Origin of the sequence: Vibrio sp. FF266 (genome assembly GCF_041439695.1) — a bacterium.
In the GTDB taxonomy this organism is placed as follows: Bacteria; Pseudomonadota; Gammaproteobacteria; order Enterobacterales; family Vibrionaceae; genus Vibrio; species Vibrio tasmaniensis_A.
On sequence record NZ_JBGOOO010000002.1, the window covers coordinates 201,895 to 222,444 of the forward strand.

General features: G+C 44.2%; 20 protein-coding genes. 8 read left to right on the top strand and 12 right to left on the bottom strand.

The features are described 5' to 3' along the window. Window positions 1-97 precede the first annotated feature (97 nt). Together ACED59_RS02675 and queF are read right to left on the bottom strand one after the other, a co-directional pair. A complete protein-coding gene (locus ACED59_RS02675; RefSeq protein ID WP_012604632.1) occupies window positions 98-2,356 on the bottom strand; it encodes a lipopolysaccharide assembly protein LapB in 2,259 nt (752 codons plus the stop codon). Window positions 2,357-2,413: 57 nt separating this feature from the next. Beyond that, entirely contained in the window at window positions 2,414-3,259 is an 846-nt protein-coding gene (gene queF / locus ACED59_RS02680) for an NADPH-dependent 7-cyano-7-deazaguanine reductase QueF (protein ID WP_009847454.1), read from the bottom strand. A gap of 131 nt (window positions 3,260-3,390) precedes the next feature. Here queF and syd point away from each other — a divergent pair, with 131 nt between their 5' ends. Together syd and ACED59_RS02690 are read left to right on the top strand one after the other, a co-directional pair. Further along, complete coding sequence (gene syd / locus ACED59_RS02685; RefSeq protein WP_012604631.1) at window positions 3,391-3,936, top strand: SecY-interacting protein; 546 nt, start codon at window positions 3,391-3,393, stop codon at window positions 3,934-3,936. 4 nt (window positions 3,937-3,940) lie between these two features. Continuing rightward, complete coding sequence (locus tag ACED59_RS02690) at window positions 3,941-4,717, top strand: Zn-ribbon-containing protein (RefSeq protein ID WP_017096797.1); 777 nt, start codon at window positions 3,941-3,943, stop codon at window positions 4,715-4,717. A 117-nt stretch (window positions 4,718-4,834) separates the two neighbouring features. Here ACED59_RS02690 and ACED59_RS02695 read toward each other — a convergent pair whose 3' ends face one another. The 3 genes from ACED59_RS02695 to metN all read right to left on the bottom strand — a co-directional run bounded on the left by ACED59_RS02695 (window position 4,835) and on the right by metN (window position 7,418). Continuing rightward, the gene (locus ACED59_RS02695) at window positions 4,835-5,644 is read right to left on the bottom strand and encodes a MetQ/NlpA family lipoprotein (RefSeq protein WP_009847450.1); all 810 of its coding nucleotides are present in this window, start codon (window positions 5,642-5,644) and stop codon (window positions 4,835-4,837) included. A 66-nt stretch (window positions 5,645-5,710) separates the two neighbouring features. Then, window positions 5,711-6,394: a methionine ABC transporter permease gene (locus ACED59_RS02700; protein ID WP_009847449.1), complete on the bottom strand. Its 684-nt coding sequence runs from the start codon at window positions 6,392-6,394 to the stop codon at window positions 5,711-5,713. After that, the gene (metN, locus tag ACED59_RS02705) at window positions 6,384-7,418 is read right to left on the bottom strand and encodes a methionine ABC transporter ATP-binding protein MetN (RefSeq protein ID WP_017096798.1); all 1,035 of its coding nucleotides are present in this window, start codon (window positions 7,416-7,418) and stop codon (window positions 6,384-6,386) included. The genes ACED59_RS02700 and metN overlap by 11 nt, the downstream gene beginning before the upstream one ends. Before the next feature lie 240 nt (window positions 7,419-7,658). On the opposite strand from metN, the gene gmhB reads away from it, so the two are divergent. The 5 genes from gmhB (at window position 7,659) to treC (ending at window position 13,102) form a co-directional block, all read left to right on the top strand. After that, window positions 7,659-8,210 (top strand): D-glycero-beta-D-manno-heptose 1,7-bisphosphate 7-phosphatase, encoded by a 552-nt coding sequence (gene gmhB, locus ACED59_RS02710; protein WP_012604624.1) that lies wholly within the window; start codon window positions 7,659-7,661, stop codon window positions 8,208-8,210. A 63-nt stretch (window positions 8,211-8,273) separates the two neighbouring features. Further along, the gene (locus tag ACED59_RS02715) at window positions 8,274-8,615 is read left to right on the top strand and encodes an MliC family protein (protein WP_017096799.1); all 342 of its coding nucleotides are present in this window, start codon (window positions 8,274-8,276) and stop codon (window positions 8,613-8,615) included. A gap of 90 nt (window positions 8,616-8,705) precedes the next feature. Further along, window positions 8,706-9,650 carry a trehalose operon repressor TreR gene (treR, locus tag ACED59_RS02720; protein WP_012604622.1) on the top strand — a complete coding sequence of 315 codons (945 nt, stop codon included), beginning with the start codon at window positions 8,706-8,708 and terminating at the stop codon, window positions 9,648-9,650. A gap of 204 nt (window positions 9,651-9,854) precedes the next feature. Beyond that, a complete protein-coding gene (gene treB / locus ACED59_RS02725; RefSeq protein WP_032499611.1) occupies window positions 9,855-11,279 on the top strand; it encodes a PTS trehalose transporter subunit IIBC in 1,425 nt (474 codons plus the stop codon). A gap of 137 nt (window positions 11,280-11,416) precedes the next feature. Further along, window positions 11,417-13,102, top strand: coding sequence for an alpha,alpha-phosphotrehalase (treC, locus tag ACED59_RS02730; protein WP_032499607.1), 1,686 nt, complete (start codon window positions 11,417-11,419; stop codon window positions 13,100-13,102). A gap of 174 nt (window positions 13,103-13,276) precedes the next feature. Here the strand turns inward: treC and ACED59_RS02735 are convergent, their stop codons facing one another. Continuing rightward, window positions 13,277-13,879 (bottom strand): YitT family protein, encoded by a 603-nt coding sequence (locus tag ACED59_RS02735; RefSeq protein WP_017096802.1) that lies wholly within the window; start codon window positions 13,877-13,879, stop codon window positions 13,277-13,279. 346 nt (window positions 13,880-14,225) lie between these two features. Between ACED59_RS02735 and glyA the strand changes: the two genes are divergently transcribed. Then, window positions 14,226-15,476, top strand: a complete 1,251-nt coding sequence (gene glyA / locus ACED59_RS02740; protein WP_017084166.1) for a serine hydroxymethyltransferase — start codon at window positions 14,226-14,228, stop codon at window positions 15,474-15,476. Between the two features lie 483 nt (window positions 15,477-15,959). On the opposite strand, the gene ACED59_RS02745 is transcribed toward glyA, so the two are convergent. From ACED59_RS02745 to tsaA, 6 genes are all read right to left on the bottom strand, one after another. Then, window positions 15,960-16,286 carry a hypothetical protein gene (locus ACED59_RS02745; protein WP_009847438.1) on the bottom strand — a complete coding sequence of 109 codons (327 nt, stop codon included), beginning with the start codon at window positions 16,284-16,286 and terminating at the stop codon, window positions 15,960-15,962. 226 nt (window positions 16,287-16,512) lie between these two features. Continuing rightward, the gene (locus ACED59_RS02750) at window positions 16,513-16,704 is read right to left on the bottom strand and encodes a DUF4250 domain-containing protein (RefSeq protein WP_009847437.1); all 192 of its coding nucleotides are present in this window, start codon (window positions 16,702-16,704) and stop codon (window positions 16,513-16,515) included. A gap of 1 nt (window position 16,705) precedes the next feature. Then, window positions 16,706-16,909 carry a YaeP family protein gene (locus ACED59_RS02755; protein WP_009847436.1) on the bottom strand — a complete coding sequence of 68 codons (204 nt, stop codon included), beginning with the start codon at window positions 16,907-16,909 and terminating at the stop codon, window positions 16,706-16,708. 187 nt (window positions 16,910-17,096) lie between these two features. Further along, the gene (locus tag ACED59_RS02760) at window positions 17,097-17,786 is read right to left on the bottom strand and encodes a tellurite resistance TerB family protein (RefSeq protein ID WP_017096803.1); all 690 of its coding nucleotides are present in this window, start codon (window positions 17,784-17,786) and stop codon (window positions 17,097-17,099) included. Window positions 17,787-17,975: 189 nt separating this feature from the next. Further along, complete coding sequence (locus tag ACED59_RS02765) at window positions 17,976-19,691, bottom strand: proline--tRNA ligase (RefSeq protein ID WP_017096804.1); 1,716 nt, start codon at window positions 19,689-19,691, stop codon at window positions 17,976-17,978. Between the two features lie 101 nt (window positions 19,692-19,792). Then, window positions 19,793-20,488, bottom strand: coding sequence for a tRNA (N6-threonylcarbamoyladenosine(37)-N6)-methyltransferase TrmO (gene tsaA, locus ACED59_RS02770; protein ID WP_017096805.1), 696 nt, complete (start codon window positions 20,486-20,488; stop codon window positions 19,793-19,795). Window positions 20,489-20,550: the final 62 nt, after the last annotated feature.

Consider the following 20,550-nt stretch of genomic DNA (forward strand, 5'->3'; position numbering starts at 1 on the left):
GTAGATCGTACTCGATCGTATAGATGAAATTCCGTGACCTTGATAATAACAAAACTAAAAATAAGGTCACGACCTACGACGTTTAACCGCTCGCAAATCAGTCATCTTTTAGCATTTTTTTGATATTGTCCTCATTCTGGTGTGAGGATTGTATCTTTATTAACCCTTGATTAATCGCATGTTTACAAGCCTCTCTTATGTTACCCGTTGCAAGGCTCGCTGCGGGGGCATTGTCGATGGCTTTAAGGTAAACCCATTGGCTACTGCGTTCTTTGAGGCTTATTTCACGTGCCAGGTTGGTCGACATTAATAGTACATCGAGCAGCTCTTGGTCGTTAATCGCGGTATAAGCGCGTGGCAAGAACGGGTAGTCAGCGATGCCCATGCGGACGGTTCGATTAATGTTTCGCTCTGGTTCGAAGTGATTAATCCAAGATTGAATCTTTCTGAACATAGCCTCAGGCGATGTATCACGGTCAGCATTTGGTTCGATGTAAAGCAAGTTCGCATCCGAGAAGTGGTAGACGCGCGCAGGACCTTCGAGCTTAGATTTAAGGAACTCGCCGAAAGCATCTTCGAGTTCTAAACCTGCTTTATAACCGTTCTGAGTGTACATATTGCGTAGGAACGGCAAATCAATCATCACAAAGCGTAAACGGTCGTTGAGTGGTTCATGAATCAGCTCACCAAGTTGCCATTGTTCGAAGTTTTGGCTGGTTTGTTCTAGTGAATTTGATAGCTTTGCGTTCAGCATTCTTAGATTTGGAAGCTTTGAGCGTGAGTGTGTGAAGAGGTCGGTACGCAGTGAATCCATTTCCGTGACTAAGGTTTGAATGATGTAGCCTCGGCGTAGCACAAAGAAGAACAAGACAATGCTGAACAAAAATAAGGCGAACGATATTTTCTGGAACTTATGGTGCTCAAGTTTGTATTTCTCTAATTCTTGTTCTTGACCTGCATAGTGGAGCGTTTGCTCGGCAAACTCTTTTTGTTGGCGGAATGCGTCTTCACCAACACGGTTGAGTTTTTGTTGTTCCAAAGAGACAAGGATATTGTATTGCTTGAGATTTGCTAGCGCTTGTTGTGGACGCCCTGCTTGCTCATAACCTAAAGAGAGCAAGTGGTAGGAGTGTTGAGACAGGCGCGTATTTTCTACCTGACGCGAAATCTCGAGCGCACGTGTCGCATGCTTAATTACATCTTCGCTCTCTTGCAGGTGGTATGCCAAACCTGCGGATAAGAGTGCTGCGCGGCCTTCCAATTTAGGAATGTCGGAATACTCCAGCAGTTCAAGGGCCCGTGCTAGGTATTGCTCAGCTAGAGGGTAGTTATAAAGTCGTAAGTAAGTCGCAGATAAACTTAGACGAATGTCAATGACTTGGTGGATGTCTCGGTCGGTACTCTCATGATCAAGGACATTGAAAAAGTGCACGAGGGCAAGGTTATATTTGCCTTGATTGAAGTACACATCCCCCATCTTTTTTAGTACTTGCGCTAATATGGGGGAGCTTTCAAAATTATCGTAAAAGTCAGCAGCTTGAGACAGGTGCTCTAGAGCTTTATCTAATACTTGGCGTTCAAAGAAAAGCTGTGCAAGTAGGCGGTTTACTTTGGCCAAGCGCGAACTCAGGTTACCTTCTACTGATTTCCAGTAGCCGTACAATAACTCAGATAGTGCATGGTTGTACTCTTTATGGGTAAGATAAAACTCGCCGACGGTGATGTGATAATCAATGACGACTTTTTCCGAGTGACGCTGTTCTAGGTAAGTTTTTGCTTCTTGATAGAGTTTTTCGGCTTCCCCTACGTTGTTGTTATAAGAGGAAATGTCGGCTTTCAACATGATTAAGCGATAGGTAATTCCTTCCGTCAGGCGTAAGGTCTTATTAACCGACTCTAAGCTTGTTTCTATTTTTTTTAGCTCTGATTCTGCTTGGGCAGATTTTCTGTCCGTAAGCCAAAGTAACCTAACTTTGAGTATTTCCAGATCCAACTTTAGATACTCAAGCTTATAGGTTTTTGCTAGCTCAGAGGCTTTGTCGATGTGCTGAATCGCAATACGAATGTTGCCTAGATTAAACTCTGCTTTCGCTAAGATCTTATACGCATCGATACTGCTGTTCGGGGTTCTAATCGAAGAGTCGGCCTCTTCACGAGAAATAGCTGACGGGCTCTTTTCGCGTTGATCTGAAAGGATACGTAGCGTTAGGTAGCTGTTGGCTATTCGTTTTGCTTGACTCGGTTCTATCTCAACCAAGTTATTGGCTTCATTGAGGAGCGCCGACGAATAGACCGACGCATTAACCGATGTGCTTAAGCTTAAAATGAATAGACTAACAACGTATAACCAACGCATTTCAATGTCCCTTTAAAGATTTTGTAGGTTCAAATAAGTTTGGGCGGTTCACGCCGATTATTGGCGAGCCATACGCTTATTGTGGCTTGGTCTATCTTGCTCAGTTGAACGGTATGGATTGATATCCAGACCGCCACGACGCGTGTAACGTGCAAATACGGTTAGCTTCGATGGTGCACAGTATTTCATGATGTCAGTGAAGATACGCTCAACACATTGTTCGTGGAATTCGTTATGCTCGCGGAAAGAAACTAAATAGCGTAGCAGAGCTTCACGGTCAATTTGCTTTCCGGAATATGCGATCTCTACGCTGCCCCAATCCGGTTGATTGGTAATTAAGCAGTTTGACTTCAATAAGTGACTATGTAGAGTTTCTTCTACTTCTTGCTCGCCAGCAGCCCCTTCAAGCAGTGACGCTTCAAAATCATAGCTCGTGATTTGGATGTCTTGATTGTCGATACAGTCACCTTCCATCGTCACGATAGGTTGGTTGGTGTAATCGGTTACTGAATTTACATTCACAATCACAGATTCGCCTGCACATGCTGACAAATCTTGAGTTAGACGCTCAGTGACTTGATCCCAGTTTTCAAACTGAGTTTGGTTGTAGCTGTTTAGGTACAGCTTGAAAGATTTTGACTCAATCAAATTTTGGCTAGTTGCCGGAATGAACACTTCACCAACAGCCACTTGTGGTAAGCCATTGGTGTTTAGCCACGAAAGCTCGTACATCGTCCAAATATCATGACCAACAAAAGGTAACTCTCCGTTTAGCGCAAGATCATTACGATTAAGGCTACGAGGTACTGGTTGCAATAAACTTGCATCGTATTGGTTAGAGTACTCAGTTTTTTGGCCTAGGGTTAAACCCGCTAGCTCTTTTGCGTCAGAATATTTGCTCATACTTTCGTTTCAAATTCGATTAGAATGGGGTCGATTTTACTGAATCCCCATTACCCTGTCATTAAGTCATCGCTTAATCGGCACGGAAAGGGCTCGGATTCTATTTATTATTTTGTGTTTAGGAGATTTTCATGACTCAACGCGCTCAAGACGCACTACTTTCTTTCAGTCAGCGATACGTTGACGCGTGGCAGCAGCAACACCAAAGCTTACCTCGTAATGAGGAGTTGGTGGACATTGTATCGCCATGCGTAGAAGAAAAGAGTGGTGATGCCGTGTTGTGGAAACACTATCCACGTGAGCAATTCGCAGATTTCACCAATGTTGAAACGGGTATTGAACTGACTCTGCATGAAGACGTTAAGACTTTCTACGGCGCACAATTTAGTGCGGATATGAACGCGACTTTTGATGGTAACGAACTGACTTTGTTACAGATTTGGAGTGATGACGATTTCGAATGCCTACAAGAAAACATCTTAGGTCACCTAGTGACTCAGCGTCGTTTGAAGCTAAAACCAACGGTTTTCATTGCCGCGACTGATGCTGAACTGGATGTTATCTCTATCTGTAACCTAACGGGTAACGTAATCCTAGAGCGCTTAGGCACCAAAAATCGTGATGTACTAGCCGAGACATTGGCAGAATTTTTAGAAAAGCTACAACCAGCGGTATAAATAGATGTACGTACTAGAACTTCAATTTGAGTGTTTTGATAACACAACGGTAAGCGCTGTCGATAAGGCGGTTAATGGCTTAATGGATGCTCTTCGTTATAACGGACAAGTGTTAGGTCGTGAGTTTCCAATCGTGATGGGTGACGGTGAATTCTATGTTCGCGTTGTGTGTCCGGAGCAAGATAGCTTACACCCACGTAATCATTCAGACTTCGTCAAAGTCTGTTTCGAGCGCTTATCTGCGGCGAGTTTATTAGCGCCTAAGATGCGTCTGCTTGGCCGAGATCTTAACTCCGAAGAAGTAGCCGAAGATGAAGCGCCGAGCTGGCAAGTGTTGTACACGACGTTCGTGCATACCTGTTCACCGCTGCGCAGTGGCGACAGCTTGTTGCCTATTCCACTATATCGTAACCCGCCGACATTTAATGGCGATCATAAAGCCGTACTGAAATGGCAGACCGAATGGCAAGCCTGTGATGAAGTGCAAATGGGTGGTGGTTGCCGTGCTGAACATGCAACGCTAACCGAGATCAGTGATACTAAGAGTGTGCTGTTTAAACGCGGTTGGGGTCTAAGAGGGCGCATTGAATTTCTGACTAAGATTCCAACTTACTACTACTTATATCGTGTCGGTGGGATCAGCCTGAAAGATGAAAAAGAGCGAAAATGCCCACAATGTGGTGGTGAATGGCTGCTTGATGCACCAATCCACGATATTTTCTATTTCAAGTGTGATGATTGCCGTCTGGTATCCAACATTTCTTGGGATCACCTCAAGTAATCGACTTCGTTTGATTCACCCTGAGAAGCTTTACTTTCTAGCAAACTTTCATCATTAAAAAAGGGGCTGACATTGAGTCAGCCCCTTTCGGTATCTATAAGTGTCTATTTAAGCTGATTACCAACCTTTAACTACGCCACCTTGGAAGATGTCAGAAGCTGCGTTGTACACTTCTTCAGTTTGATATGCTTTAACGAAGTTTTGTACGTTTTCTGCATTTAGGTTGTCTTCACGAGAAACGATTAGGTTCACGTATGGAGAATCTTTGTCTTCAACGAATACGCCGTCTTTTTGTGGAGTCAGGTTGATAGAGCTCGCGTAAGTAGTGTTGATGATAGATAAAGTTACATCATCAAGAGAACGTGGCAGTTGAGCTGCGTCTAGTTCAACAATCGTTAGGTTCTTAGGGTTACCAACGATGTCACGAACGGTAGCTAGAAGACCTGCACCTTCACGAAGTTCAAGTAAACCTTGCTGCTCAAGAAGCAGTAGAGAACGACCTAGGTTTGTTGGATCGTTTGGTACAGCGATACGAGCACCATCTTGGATTTCGTCTACCGATTTAACTTCTTTAGAGTAACCTGCAATAGGGTAAACAAAAGTGTTACCTGCAACCGTTAGCTTGTAACCACGGTCAGCAACTTGCTGATCTAGGTACGGCGTGTGTTGGAATGCATTGATGTCGATAGAACCATCATCTAGCGCTGCGTTAGGTGTTACATAATCCGTAAAAGTGACCAGTTCAACATCCAGGCCGTATTGCTCTTTCGCGACTTTAGCTGCTACTTCAGCAACTTGTGCTTCTGCACCTGCCATTACGCCAACTTTGATCTTAGAAGTATCGACTTCTTTATCACCACAACCTGCTAGTACTAGCGCTGAAGCTGCTGCTGCAATAGTAAGTAAACCTTTAAGGTTAAATTTCATAATAATCTCCTTTTAATAAATCTATTTAATTTGGTTCATACGACTTTGATTTTGGTCTGTAAGTCGTTATCTGTGGTCAACGCGGCGAACTAATGAATCACCGATTGATTGAATAATTTGTACTAGCACAATCAACATGACGACTGTCACTGCCATAATGGTCACATCGTAGCGGTGAAATCCGTAACGAATCGCGACATCACCTAGGCCACCACCACCCACAGTTCCGGCCATTGCCGAGTAACTCACAAGAGTCACTAGCGTAATCGTCACTGAGTTGATGATAGTAGGCAGTGCTTCAGGAAGCAGAACCTTATTGATGATTTGTGTTGGTGTTGCGCCCATTGACTGAGCTGCTTCCACTAGACCTGTTGGTACTTCAAGTAGTGCACTCTCGATAAGTCGAGCTACGAATGGGATAGCACCAATCGTCAGCGGAACAATCGCTGCGGTTGTACCGATGAAGGTACCAATCAGCATCTTAGTGAGAGGGATGATCGCTACCATCAGTACTAAGAAAGGCACAGAACGGCCCACGTTCACAACCGCACCAAGAATTTTGTTTAGCTTGGTGTTCTCTAACAGGCCACCTTTTTTAGTCGTGTGTAGAATAACGCCTAATGGAATACCGACAGCGAAACCAACGATGCCAGCAACAGCAACCATGTAAAGTGTCTCGCCTGTTGCTTCCAATAGAAGGTTGCCGTTAAGGCTGATCCAGTCAGCAATCTCGTTGAAACTAAAGGACATAACCAAGCACCTCTACTTTTACATTGTTGTCGCGTAGGAATTGGATAGCAGCATTATCATCGGCTTCGTTACCGAACAGCTCAGCGACCATCATGCCGAACTTCACGCCGCCGGCGTAATCGAGGTCAGAGCTTAAGATGCTGACATCGATATTGAATTTACGAGCAATTTGCGTCATCAGCGGAGCATCAACCGTTGCACCAGTAAACTCAAGACGTACTAATGGGTAGCTACTGTTAACACGAGTTTCTTGCAAACGCGCTTGATAATCTTCAGGGATAGATAGGTCTAGCGTTGAGCGAATAAACTGATGTGCTAGCTCTGTCTTAGGGTGTGCGAATATGTCGCCAACTGTACCTTTCTCTACTAGCTCGCCACCGCCAATGATCGCGACTTCGTGACAAATGCTCTTAACTACGTCCATCTCGTGCGTAATAAGTAGGATCGTGATGTGTAGCTTGCGGTTGATTTCACGTAGCAGCTCAAGAATAGATTGAGTCGTTGCTGGATCCAGAGCACTGGTCGCTTCATCACACAGTAGTACTTTCGGGTCTGAAGCTAGCGCACGAGCAATCGCGACACGCTGCTTTTGACCACCACTTAAGTTCGCAGGGTAGGTATCACGCTTATCCGATAGGCCGACAAGCTCAAGTAGTTCACTCACTTTCGCTTCAATCGCAGCTTTATCTCTACCAGCAAGCTCTAAAGGCAGTGCTACGTTGTTAAATACAGTACGAGAAGACAGCAGATTGAAGTGTTGGAATATCATGCCGATGTTACGGCGTGCTTCGCTAAGTTCTGATTTGCTGAGTTTTGTCAGGTCGATACCGTCAACAATCACTTCACCTGACGTTGGAGCTTCCAACATGTTTACACAACGAATAAGGGTACTTTTGCCTGCACCTGAAGAGCCGATGACTCCAAAGATTTGACCTTGAGGAATGTGGAGGTTGATATCAATTAAGGCATTGATTTCTTTAGTGCCTTGATAAAAAACCTTATTGACTTGATTCACTTTAATCATAGAGAAACCCGTGCAGGTAGAACAGAATAATATATTGATGACTCACTCGATTTACAGATGATGCTATGGTGTTCTATGATCTAAGTCAATAGATATTTTTACGTCTAGACGGCTAAACGCGAGTTGCGAAGTTAAACTAGAAACAAATCGTTAACGAACGCAAAACTAAATAGATAGTGATGAAGCAAATAAAGCGTGTAATAATTAATGATTAATAGAGAGTTGATAGAGAACTGAATTTTGTCTAAACCTGCTGTTTTTTTAGATCGTGATGGTGTGATTAACGTTGATCACGGCTACGTACATGATGAACATGACTTTGAATACATCGATGGTGTGTTTGAAGCGGCGAAAGCGTTTAAAGATATGGGTTATTTATTGGTGTTAGTGACCAACCAATCTGGTATTGCTCGCGGCATGTTTAGTGAAGACCGTTTTCTTTCTCTAACGCAGTGGATGGATTGGAACTTTGTTGATAACGGCGTTGAGCTAGATGGTATTTATTACTGCCCGCACCACGCTGAGCACGGTGTTGGTGACTACAAACAAGATTGTGAATGTCGTAAGCCAAAGCCAGGCATGTTCATTTCTGCGCGTGACTTTCTGAAGATTGATATGGCTAACTCGGTCATGATCGGCGATAAAGCTGAAGACATGATGGCTGCAGAAGCGGCGGGTGTTGGCACTAAAGTACTGGTAAGAACCGGTAAGCCAATCACTGAAAAAGGTGAAGCGCTTGCAAGTGTCGTGCTTGACAGTATTAAAGATGTACCAGCATTCTTAAAAGGCTAAGAGACTAAGTCTCTTTCACTTAGATATAAGTGTTATTCACTATATAAAGATGAGGAACGCAGTATGAAAGCATTGTTGATAGCATCTCTATGTACGGTAGCGTTATTCGGATGCTCTAAATCAGCAGCTCCTGAGACTGAGAGCGCAGTATCGGACGATCAATTCGTGACTTATCAATGTGAGTCTGACGCTTCATTTAAGGTCGCTTACCTTGGTGATGAAAAAGCGGTATTACGTTTACCCGAGAATGAATATCGCCTCACTCAAATAGCGGCAGGCTCAGGAACGAAGTACATCTTAGATGATGGAACCTCTGAACTGATCAATAGCGTAACTTTACGAACTAAAGGTGACAATGCACGTCTAGAACTTGGTCGTGTTATCTATAAAAACTGCCGAAAGTAGGTCATAGTTATCTACTAGGATTTACAAACAGTTAAGTGAGGGAGTTCGCCCTCACTTTTTCTTTCTCTTCCCTTTAACGTCAGACTTTTTATGAGCAAAAAACTCACTATTCTCGATATTGCTAAGCTGTCCGGTGTTGGTAAGTCTACCGTATCTCGTGTTCTGACCAATGATCCCAAAGTAAAACCTGAAACCCGTGAAAGGGTGGAAAGAGTCATTCAAGAATCTGGGTACACGCCTTCGAAGTCTGCGCAGTCGATGCGTGGTGGCAGTCAAAAAGTCATCGGTGTCATCATCTCTCGTCTGGATTCCCCCTCTGAAAACAAAGCGGTAAGTACGATGCTGGCCGAATTGTATCGAGCGGATTACGATGTCGTGATCATGGAAAGTCAGCTTGATAGAGAAAAAGCCAATGAGCATCTGCAGGTTCTCAAGCGTCGCAATGTAGATGGCATCATTGTGTTTGGCTTTACTGACTGTGATATTCCTGCCATTGAAGCTTGGGAACACAAAGCGGTGGTGATTGCTCTGGATACCGAGAACGTGACGTCGATTAACTATGATAACCAACAGGTGATCAATAGTGCGTTAACGCATCTAGCAGAGCAGGGAATCTCTGAGGTTGGTTTCATTGGCGTCGATCCTAGCGATAAATCAACAGGTGAACTGCGTCTTAAGGCCTATCTCGAGTGGTGTGAAAGCGCTGGAGTGATTGCCAATTATCGTACTGGCCAACTTCATCATGAAAGTGCGTATCAGCTGGTGGATGAGGTACTGACTCCTACCACTCAAGCACTTGTTTGTGCTAGCGACACATTGGCTCTTGGTGTAATCAAACGTCTGCAAGAACTACAACGTGAAGATGTGGTGGTGACCGGTGTTGGTGGCAATGATCTTCTCTCTTTCTTGTTTCCGCGAGTATTTAGTATTGACCCTGGGTATCAATCTGCGGGTAAATTGGCCGCTAATCTATTGATCTCTCAGCTTTTAGGCAATGCAGAGATCTCTCATCACACTCAATCACCTATTCTATAATCCACTCAATCAAGCGAAATTGAACCGCTTAGATTAAAATTAGAGTGTGATCTCTTTCAATTAATGGGACTGTTCCCATTTTAATTTATCATTCATGTGGGCATTATAATAACGGTAAATGGGAATGTTCCCATCAATCTAAATCCGAGTGGTTATCGCTGCATGGTTTAGGTGAGTAATTGAATGAAACCAGGGTGGGGTAGTATGAGTAAGATAGCGAAGCAAGACGTTGCGCGTCTTATCGAGTTAGTCGGTGGCAAAGAGAATATTGCGAGTGTCAGCCATTGTCTGACTCGACTGCGTTTTGTATTGAATGATACAGAAAAAGCGAACAAAGCAGAATTAGAGAAACTTAAGCTGGTAAAAGGCTGCTTTACTAACGCAGGTCAATTCCAAGTGGTTATTGGCACCGAGGTTGATGAGGTGTACGCACTTCTGATTGAGCAAACGGGTAAAGATGCATCATCAAAAGATGAGGCGAAGTTGGCTGCTCGTCAAAACATGAATTTCCTTGAGCGTGGTATCTCCCATTTAGCCGAAATTTTCGTACCACTGCTACCTGCCATTATTACGGGTGGTTTGATTCTTGGTTTCCGTAATGTGATTGGCGACATTCGCATGTTCGACGGCAAAACCTTGGTTGAGATCAGCCAGTTCTGGGCAACCGTTCATTCTTTCTTATGGTTGATTGGCGAAGCGATTTTCTTCTTCCTACCAGTTGGTGTGTGTTGGGCAACGGTTAAGAAGCTTGGTGGAACCCCTATTTTGGGCATCACGCTCGGTGTGACCTTGGTTTCCCCACAATTGATGAACGCTTACATGATAGGTAAATCGGTACCTGAGGTGTGGGACTTTGGTTTGTTCGTGATTGAGAAAGTCGGTTATCAAGCTCAGGTGATCCCTGCGATGTTAGCAGGTGTGGCTCTGGCCTTCATTGAGACCAACCTTAAGCGCATTGTTCCTTCTTATCTGTATCTTGTTGTCGTGCCATTTGTCTCGATCATCTTGTCTGTGATTTTGGCTCACGCCTTTATTGGTCCATTCGGTCGTATGTTGGGTGATGGTGTGGCATTCGCTGCCAAAGTGGCAATGACAGGTGACTTCGCGATTCTTGGTTCAGTGGTCTTTGGCTTCCTATATGCACCTTTGGTTATTACAGGTATTCACCACACAACCAACGCTGTGGATCTACAACTGATGCAAGACTTAGGTGGCACACCAATCTGGCCTTTGATTGCGCTATCAAACATTGCACAAGCTTCAGCGGTTGTCGGCATCATCATTTTGAGTAAGCGCGAAGGCGAACGAGACATCTCGGTACCTGCGGCAATCTCTGCGTACTTAGGTGTGACGGAACCAGCGATGTACGGCATCAACCTTAAATACAAATTCCCAATGCTGAGCGCAATGATCGGCAGTGCCGCAGCGGCTGCAATCTGTGGTAGCGCGGGTGTGATGGCGAATGGTATCGGTGTTGGTGGCTTACCGGGTATCTTATCGATTCAACCTCAATATTGGTCGATTTACTTAGTCGCGATGCTGGTGGCGGTTGTACTGCCGATAACGCTGACATTGTTCTTCTATAAACGAGCACAGATGAAAGGCGAGCTAGAAACCGCCAACGCGTAATGCATTTAATAAGCGATGATTCAATTGAGTCATCGCTTTTCTCTTAGTTATAGCTTTTTCTCTTAGTTATAACGGCTATTCGACCATGTGAGCATGGTGATTTTTTATTTATATTTTCTGGTAAGTGAGTGTTAGAGATGGCGATGACTGAACATGATGAAAGCTGGTGGAAAACCGCAACCATCTATCAAATCTACCCAAAGAGCTTTTGTGACAGTGGCAGTAAAGGTACTGGCGATATCAAAGGGATCATTTCGAAACTGGATTACCTCAAAAACTTGAGCGTGGATGCGATTTGGCTAACCCCTGTTTACGCATCTCCTATGATCGATAATGGCTACGATATTTCAGACTACTACGCGATTAATCCTCAATTCGGCACCATGGAAGACTTCGACTTATTGCTGTCTGAAGCGCACCAACGTGGCATTCGCATCGTGATGGATATTGTGGTCAACCATACTTCAACAGAGCATGAATGGTTTCAGTCTGCTTTGGGTGACAAAAACAGCCCATACCGCGATTACTACATCTGGAAAGACCCTGTGAAAGGCCAAGCACCAACCAACTGGCAGTCGAAGTTTGGTGGTAATGCATGGGAAATGGATGAAGCCACTGAGCAATATTTCCTGCACTTATTTGCCAAAGAACAAGCTGACCTCAATTGGGAGAACCCAGTTGTACGCGAAGAAGTGAAAGACGTTATCAGCTTTTGGGCAGAGAAGGGCGTTGATGGCTTCCGCTTGGATGTGATCAACCTGATTTCGAAGCAGCAAGACTTTCCTAATGATGATATCGGTGATGGCCGTCGTTTTTACACTGATGGCCCACGAGTGCACGAATATCTGAAAGAGATCAGCAAAGCAGTATTCCAAAAATACGGTAGCGTGACCGTAGGCGAGATGTCTTCAACCACGTTGGAGCATTGTCAGCAATACTCAAACGTTGATAACAGCGAGCTATCGATGGTGTTTAACTTCCACCACCTTAAGGTCGACTACACCAATGGTGAGAAGTGGACTAATGCTCCGTTTGACTTCTTACAGCTCAAATCGATCTTCAATCACTGGCAAACGGGATTGAACGGCAAAGGGTGGGGCGCACTATTCTGGTGTAACCACGACCAACCAAGAGTGGTGAGCCGCTTAGGTAACGATCAGCAATATCGCGTTGAATCAGCCAAGATGCTTGCCGCGTCTGTGCATATGATGCAAGGCACACCTTACATCTATCAAGGTGAAGAGATTGGCATGACCAACCCTGGCTATACTGAAATTAGCCAGTATCGTGATGTTGAGAGTACCAATATGTACGACATCATGGTGAACCGTGATGGTGTAGCTCATCAAGATATGATGGCGATTTTAGCGCAGAAGTCTCGTGATAACTCTCGTACACCAATGCAATGGAACAGTGAGCCTTACGCAGGATTCTCACAAGCTCAGCCATGGCTTGATGTAGCGAATAATTACTCTGAGATTAACACTGAGCAAGCACTTGAAGACAAAGACTCTGTTTTCTATTTCTATAAGAGTTTGATTGAGTTACGTAAACAAGTGCCAGTGATTACGGATGGCAGTTATCAAGATCTATTGCCTGAACACTCATCCATTTTTGCGTATGCACGTGAGAACGAAGGTCAAACTTTGCTGTGTATTAACAACTATTATGGCGAAGAAACAGAGTGCGTTTTACCTGAGCGTTTTGAGATGATGAAGGCTAAGAGCCTGTTATCCAATTATCAGGTGAACGAGAGTTTAGTTACGTCTCATCATCAAGTGCTACGACCTTACGAGACTCGTATTCTCTTGATTGAAGATTAGCCTTGTTTCTATAAGCCTAATTCTATTCCCCTTAAGAATTAGGCCTCTACAAAGGCTTTGGAGTGCTTCCCAAAGCCTTTTTGTTTTACTGATGTATGGATTTATCGTGCCTCGAGTTTGCTTGCGAAAAGCTTGCGTATCGAGTACCAGTAACGACAGAGCAGGTAATGAACGCTAAGACGCGTAATTCACCGAGTAGCGAGTTGGTTTGTGGTTCATTGCCAATACGATGTTCAATACTGCGGTGCCTAATACAGATACGGCAATCACCCAAGGTGATACAAAGAAGAAGGATGCAAACAGAATACAAGCATCAATGCACATCTGAGTTTTTCCTACTGATATGCCGTAGCGGTCTTGGATAAACAAACACAATACGTTGAAGCCACCCAAGCTCGAGCGATGACGGAATAGGATAAGCATACCTAAGCCCATTAACAGGCCACCGGCAACAGCACAGTAGATCTCGTTATGAACTTCTAGCGAGATCACTAAGTATAAATGATCAGCAAACACCGACACTAAAGCGCCAGCAATTGCACTGCTAATGGCAAAGCTACGACCAAATCGTTTCCAAGCTAATAAATAGAATGGACAGTTGGCAACAAAGTACAAAATACCAAAGGTTACAGGTAAGAATTGACTCAAAAGCAGAGCCAAGCCAGTAGTACCACCGGTAAGCAGATTTGCTGACTGTAAAAAGAAGACGCCTAACGCCACTAAAAACGTGCCAGTAAGAATGGCTACCCAATCTTCTTTACGTGAGTGTTTTTCCATCGTTTTTATAATTACCTAACCAATAAAGGCGTGCATAGTAGAGAAAAACCTTAGCTTTCGGTAGCTTGAGGTGCAAAATTAAGGTAAACCTATGTAATCTGCGTTTTACAGGGTGTAAAGCGTAAAATTGACAGTAAGCGTCATCTTTGGTTGGATAGGCTCAATAACCATGATGAATCTTATTGTGATTATGAAAAAACTGCATGATAAAATTGCAATTAGCTCTTTATGACCTAGATCAAATTATGTAGAATGCGTCACATCAAAACGGTGACGGAAACGTTTGCTTTCGGTCGTTGTGTGGTTTTTTTGAAACTTTCAGTACAATCTGAGTCAGGAGATACAGATGCTTAAGCGTGACATGAACATTGCTGATTACGATGCGGACCTATTCGCAGCTATCCAAGAAGAAACTCTTCGTCAGGAAGAGCACATCGAACTTATCGCTTCAGAAAACTACACAAGCCCACGTGTAATGGAAGCTCAAGGTTCTCAACTTACAAACAAATACGCTGAAGGCTACCCTGGTAAGCGTTACTACGGTGGTTGTGAGTTCGTAGATAAAGTTGAAACTCTAGCAATCGAACGTGCATGTGAACTGTTTGGCGCTCAATACGCGAACGTACAACCTCACTCAGGTTCTCAAGCAAACAACGCTGTATACATGGCACTACTGAATGCTGGCGATACTGTTCTAGGCATGAGCCTAGCACACGGTGGTCACCTAACTCACGGTTCTCCAGTAAACTTCTCTGGTAAGCTTTACAACATCATTCCTTACGGTATCGATGAAGCAGGCCAAATCGATTACGAAGAGATGGAAGCGCTAGCTATCGAGCACAAACCTAAGATGATCATCGGTGGTTTCTCAGCTTACTCTCAAGTTTGTGATTGGGCGCGCATGCGCGAAATCGCTGACAAAGTAGGCGCTTACTTCTTCGTAGATATGGCTCACGTTGCTGGTCTAATCGCTGCAGGCGTTTACCCGAACCCAGTTCCACACGCTCATGTTGTTACAACAACAACGCACAAAACGCTTGCTGGTCCTCGTGGTGGTCTTATCCTTTCTAACGAAGGTGAAGATCTTTACAAGAAGCTAAACTCAGCAGTATTCCCAGGTGGCCAAGGTGGTCCTCTAATGCACGTTATCGCTGGTAAAGCAGTAGCGTTCAAAGAAGCTCTAGAGCCAGAGTTCAAAGAATACCAAGCTCGCGTTGTTGCTAACGCAAAAGCAATGGTTGCTGAATTCCTAGCACGCGGTTACAACATCGTTTCAGGTTCGACAGAGAACCACTTGTTCCTAGTTGACCTAATCGACAAAGACATCACAGGTAAAGAAGCAGATGCAGCACTAGGTTCAGCTAACATCACAGTGAACAAGAACTCAGTACCAAACGATCCACGTAGCCCGTTCGTTACGTCTGGTATCCGTATCGGTTCTCCTTCTATCACTCGTCGTGGTTTCTCAGAAGCAGACGCGAAAGAGCTAGCAGGTTGGATGTGTGACATCCTAGATAACATGGGTGATGAGTCTGTTATCGAAGCAACTAAAGCAAAAGTACTAGAAATCTGTAAGCGTCTACCGGTTTACGCTTAATTTTTCTGCGTAGTAATTTGAACTTCGTTGTCGAGCATGCTCACTTACATCCGTAAGCTCCGCGTGCTCTCCTTGAATTTCAAACGACTACTTTGAAAAGTACTTTTAAAGGGGCTCATTGAGTCCCTTTTTGTTTTAGGGGAAGGTGCTGAAAACTCCGCGCCTTTTCCTTGAACTAAAGCTATTTGATTGAAAAATACGATTTGAAAGGCTCCTGTTGGGAGCCTTTTTTGTATTTGTAAGTAATAAAGTCGTTGTCGAGCATGCTCACTTACATCCGTAAGATCCGCGTGCTCTCCTAGAATTTCAAACGACTACTTTGAAAATTGATTTAAGAGGTCCCTTTTGGGGCCTTTTTTGTATCTGTAGGTATGAGATTTAGGTTATCTGAGAATACAGAAAGGCAGGTACTAAAAAGGGTTAATGCTTTCACATCAACCCTTTATTGCTTTCTTGTTTTATCGCTTTCTTGTTGTGTCGCTTCTACTTTTTAATGCTAAGTAGGGTGCCTGACTTACACTTGAAAGAGTAGTAGTGACGGCTTTCGTTGAATTTACCTAAGCCTTCGCCATCACAATAGTCGATGTTGATATCGCGCATAATTTCTAGCGTATCTTCACTGTTTAAGGCAAATTTAGAGCCGTCAGAGCAGACGATACGTACTCTTTCATCATGGCTTACAGAGTAGATATCGACTTCAGTATTACACAGCTCAAAAGAGGCTTCACGGAAGTTGTCTTGTTGAGTATTTGAAGCACAACCTGCGGTAAATACGGCTGCGATAACGGCTAAAAGTCCGAGTCTTTTCATTGTTAGTCCTTCGATATCATCGAATTTGGTGATGAGTTTTATATGCTGTTTGGAGTAGCCTATACAACAACACGCTTTGATTCAAGGAGTGTTGGCTGACTCTAGAATATAAAAGTATAGGCGCAACCAGATAATTTCTAATAAGTTTATTCGTGTTTAGCCTGCCCTAGAAACAAAAAGACCAACACAGAGGTTGGCCTTTAAAATTTAAGTTTGTTCTAAATGACTATCGAAACTGTTTTGCTTCAGGAAGAAACTCAAAACCGGCAGACGCAAGTTTTGCAGTCAATGCAGCTTTGTCGATTTCATAGAAGTTGACTACTCGATCTAAATCACCACCGAAGTCGTCACGCAGCTTCATGTTGACGATGCTCATCAACATCACAGGATCCATCTTTTCAAAGTTAGCGAGGTTCATGTTAGTCCTCGAAATCTGAGATCAGTAGATTCGCTGCGGCAAATGCAGCACGATCTCTTGCTTCTTTAGGAAGAGATTCATCTGCAGCAAGGTCGTTCAATGTTTTTACCGCGCAGGTGATCGCTTTAGGGATATAGCCTTGGTCGCCACTGCCAATTTGAGAATACAGTTCACGCACCAAATCACAACAATCGTATACTTTCATTTTTATACCTAACCAAATGATAACTGATCTCAATATACACATAGAGATAAGCAAAAACAAAGTGGATCTGACTAAGTTCAGAGTTAGTTTGTTCTTGCTCAATATCTCATTCTGTTGATGCTCAATGTATCACTTTGCTAACTTGTTACTTAGCGTGATATTTACTGATTCGCCTGATAATTACCGCTTAACTAGAGATCTGCTGTTCAAGCTGATAAGTGACCTCATCAGCTAAGTTGAGCTGCTTTGCTAACTCTTTGAGGTAAGCCTTCTCCATAAAGTTCTGCTCATCCGCTACAATCAAAGAGGCTAAGTAGATCTCACTCGCTTGTTGAGGTGACGTTGCTAATTGAGCAATTTCACTTGGATCGAGTGGTTTGTGCAGCTCTTCAGAGACCAATTTAGTCAGTTGATAATCGGCGCCCATATTTTCGACCGCTTGCTCGATCTTTGCCATCTCCTCTTCATCGACATGACCATCGGCTTTGGACGCAGCAATCATCGATCTTAGAATCAGCACACTATGGTTTGAGTCGTTCTCATCAAATTGAGCTTGTTCGGAATTCGGTGCTTGGCCTTGTTTCGACTGATAGTCGTTATAGACCTTGTAAGCGAGTGCGCCAAGTGCCGCTGCGCCACCAATACCAGCGGCTTTCTTACCCATTTTCTTGGTTTTCTTAGAGCCCATTAACGCACCTAAGAGTCCGCCGCCAACTGCGCCTGCGCCGAAGGCTCCGAGCGTGCTTTTGTTGATATTCTTACCACTGCCGCCTTGAGTTAGGCCACTTAAACTTGAAGAGCCTTGGGAAAGCTTCTGAGTACCTTGTTTAACTAGATCTGACTTAAGTGCTTGGTTAAGTAAGCTTTTGATATCCATCGATACCTCCAATGTAATCGTGTCTAAAGAGTTGATGAACCCAATATACGGATTTAAAGATGAACAGGGGATTAACTTACGTTATTTACTCTGGTGATAAATAGAAGGGAGTTTGAAGAGAAACGACAGGCACAAAAAAGGCCACCTAATGGTAGCCTTTCAATGTTTATCTAGCGAGTAATCGGATTACTAAGCTAGTTGAGCTGTAAGGTGCTCGATAACCGTGTCCATAGCGATTGCTTCTTTATCACCAGTACGACGGTTTTTGTATTCGAAGTTACCTTCGTCCATGCTGCGATCACCGATAACGATAGTGTGAGGGATACCCACTAGCTCGATATCTTTAAACATAACACCTGGGCGCTCTTTACGGTCATCAAATAGTACTTCGATTCCCATAGCCGTTAATTCAGCGTATAGCTTCTCAGCGGCTTCTTTAACGCGCTCAGATTTGTGCATGTTCATTGGTACGATAGCAACTTGGAATGGTGCTAGTGCGTCTGGCCAAGTGATACCGAATTTATCGTGGTTTTGCTCGATAGCAGATGCAACAACACGTGAAACACCGATACCGTAACAACCCATTTCTAGGATTACGCTCTTACCATCAGGACCAAGCACGTTACAGTTCATTGCTTTAGAGTAAGTATTACCTAGTTGGAAGATGTGACCAACTTCGATACCGCGCTTAAGTTGGATGGTACCTTGACCACATGGGCTTAGGTCGCCTTCAACTACGTTACGTAGGTCTTCAACTTGAGCAAGCTCAACGTCACGACCCCAGTTAATACCGAAGTAGTGCTTACCGTCTACGTTTGCACCAGCACCGAAGTCGCTCATTACAGCAACAGAGCGGTCAACGATGAATGGTAGCTCTAGACCAACAGGGCCAAGTGAACCAGGACCTGCACCAACAAGTGCACGGATTTCTTCTTCAGAAGCCATCTCTAGTGGAGCAGCAACCTGTGGAAGGTTCTCTGCTTTCACTTCGTTAAGCTCGTGGTCGCCACGGATGATTAGCGCGATGATGTCTGCATTTACTTCATCAGAAGCTTTAACGAATAGAGTCTTAACGGTCTTCTCGATTGCTAGACCGTGTTGCTCTACAAGTTCTGCGATTGTTTTTGCGTTTGGCGTATCAACCAGTTCCATCTCTTGAGTTGGCGCTGCCGCTTCAGTCGTTGGAGCTAGTGCTTCTGCTTTCTCGATGTTCGCTGCGTAATCAGATTCTGAAGAGAATGCGATTAGGTCTTCGCCGCTTTCAGCAAGAACGTGGAACTCTTGAGAGCCGCTGCCACCGATTGCGCCAGAGTCTGCTAATACTGGACGGTACTCAAGGCCCATGCGGTCAAATGCTTTACAGTAAGCATCGTGCATCGCTTGGTAAGACTTTTCTAAGCCTTCTTTATCGATATCAAAGCTGTACGCATCCATCATAGAGAATTCACGAGCACGCATTACGCCAAAACGAGGGCGGCGTTCATCACGGAATTTAGTCTGGATTTGGTACAGGTTTAGAGGTAGCTGTTTGTAAGAGCTGATCTCGTTACGTACTAGGCTCGTTACCACTTCTTCTGCTGTTGGGCTAAGAACAAATGGACGAGAATGACGGTCTGTGAAACGAAGTAGCTCAGGACCCATCTTTTCAGAACGGCCAGTCTCTTCCCAAAGCTCAAACGGTTGAACTACGGGCATCAAGATTTCAACGGCACCTGCATTATCGATCTCTTGGCGAACGATATTTTCGACTTTACGCAGTACACGTAGACCAGTAGGTAGCCAAGTATATAAACCTGAAGCTAGCTTACGGATCATACCTGCACGTAGCATCAGCTGGTGGCTGATAACTTCTGCGTCGTTTGGAGTCTCTTTCAGAGTAGAAAGAAGGTAGTTACTGGTACGCATTCTATGGTATCCGTTTCATCATTGATAAAAGAAAACTTGCTGTGGTTAATGACAACAGCAAATCTGATATAGCCGCATATAATATCAGCCTATTTGGGATCTCAAAAGCGTTCAATGTCAGTTACATTGATGAAAAGCGTTTCAACCACGAATTTCACGTTAAGATCGAACAAATTTACCGCATATTCCTTGTTGTCAGGCTTACCTTTCTTATAGGCAGGGCGAGGATCTTGGCCTAATACTTCTTTGATCACCTGAATGATATGGCGTGCTTGTGGGTGGTTTTCGAGCTTACTTTGCGCTTGTTGTGAGAAGTTAACGTCGAGCACTGCTGGTTCATCGGCGGCAAACCCTCCTAGTGCATCGGGAATTGAATCCGAGTAGGGGATATAAGGTTTGATGTCGATGATCGGTGTGCCGTCAACGAGATCAACACTGCCCAAGTCCAACCAAGTTTGTCCCTTTTCTTGAGATACACCTTTGAGCTCAACCGCGGACATACCCACTCCATTCGGTCTGAATGTGGCACGAGACGCGAATACACCAATACGTTCGTTCCCGCCAAGGCGAGGTGGCCTCACGGTTGGTTTCCATCCTGCTTCAAGGTTCTTATCGAACAAAAACAACAACCACACATGACTAAATTGTTCAATATCACGAACAGACTCAAGGCAGTTCGCTGCTTCAACTAGCCTGACTCTTGAGGTAGAAGTGGGTACTAACCTAGGCTGTCTTGGCACAGCGAACTTCTCTTTATAAGGAGACTCAATAAAGCCAACAGGTTCAATGGTGTACATAGCAAGGTGTTCTCTGGTTTCAGTTAAGACGGAAAAATATCATAAAATCACTTGTTTTTCTT

What these genes read in the sequence shown, in the direction of transcription:
- ACED59_RS02755 (WP_009847436.1), bottom strand. Translation starts at nt 16,909, where the DNA reads ATGAAAGTATACGATTGTTGTGATTTGGTGCGTGAACTGTATTCTCAA.
- ACED59_RS02690 (WP_017096797.1), top strand. Translation starts at nt 3,941, where the DNA reads ATGTACGTACTAGAACTTCAATTTGAGTGTTTTGATAACACAACGGTA.
- ACED59_RS02715 (WP_017096799.1), top strand. Translation starts at nt 8,274, where the DNA reads ATGAAAGCATTGTTGATAGCATCTCTATGTACGGTAGCGTTATTCGGA.
- ACED59_RS02765 (WP_017096804.1), bottom strand. Translation starts at nt 19,691, where the DNA reads ATGCGTACCAGTAACTACCTTCTTTCTACTCTGAAAGAGACTCCAAAC.
- ACED59_RS02700 (WP_009847449.1), bottom strand. Translation starts at nt 6,394, where the DNA reads ATGTCCTTTAGTTTCAACGAGATTGCTGACTGGATCAGCCTTAACGGC.
- metN (WP_017096798.1), bottom strand. Translation starts at nt 7,418, where the DNA reads ATGATTAAAGTGAATCAAGTCAATAAGGTTTTTTATCAAGGCACTAAA.
- treR (WP_012604622.1), top strand. Translation starts at nt 8,706, where the DNA reads ATGAGCAAAAAACTCACTATTCTCGATATTGCTAAGCTGTCCGGTGTT.
- queF (WP_009847454.1), bottom strand. Translation starts at nt 3,259, where the DNA reads ATGAGCAAATATTCTGACGCAAAAGAGCTAGCGGGTTTAACCCTAGGC.
- ACED59_RS02750 (WP_009847437.1), bottom strand. Translation starts at nt 16,704, where the DNA reads ATGAACCTCGCTAACTTTGAAAAGATGGATCCTGTGATGTTGATGAGC.
- treB (WP_032499611.1), top strand. Translation starts at nt 9,855, where the DNA reads ATGAGTAAGATAGCGAAGCAAGACGTTGCGCGTCTTATCGAGTTAGTC.
- treC (WP_032499607.1), top strand. Translation starts at nt 11,417, where the DNA reads ATGGCGATGACTGAACATGATGAAAGCTGGTGGAAAACCGCAACCATC.
- glyA (WP_017084166.1), top strand. Translation starts at nt 14,226, where the DNA reads ATGCTTAAGCGTGACATGAACATTGCTGATTACGATGCGGACCTATTC.
- ACED59_RS02735 (WP_017096802.1), bottom strand. Translation starts at nt 13,879, where the DNA reads ATGGAAAAACACTCACGTAAAGAAGATTGGGTAGCCATTCTTACTGGC.
- tsaA (WP_017096805.1), bottom strand. Translation starts at nt 20,488, where the DNA reads ATGTACACCATTGAACCTGTTGGCTTTATTGAGTCTCCTTATAAAGAG.
- ACED59_RS02695 (WP_009847450.1), bottom strand. Translation starts at nt 5,644, where the DNA reads ATGAAATTTAACCTTAAAGGTTTACTTACTATTGCAGCAGCAGCTTCA.
- ACED59_RS02760 (WP_017096803.1), bottom strand. Translation starts at nt 17,786, where the DNA reads ATGGATATCAAAAGCTTACTTAACCAAGCACTTAAGTCAGATCTAGTT.
- ACED59_RS02745 (WP_009847438.1), bottom strand. Translation starts at nt 16,286, where the DNA reads ATGAAAAGACTCGGACTTTTAGCCGTTATCGCAGCCGTATTTACCGCA.
- syd (WP_012604631.1), top strand. Translation starts at nt 3,391, where the DNA reads ATGACTCAACGCGCTCAAGACGCACTACTTTCTTTCAGTCAGCGATAC.
- ACED59_RS02675 (WP_012604632.1), bottom strand. Translation starts at nt 2,356, where the DNA reads ATGCGTTGGTTATACGTTGTTAGTCTATTCATTTTAAGCTTAAGCACA.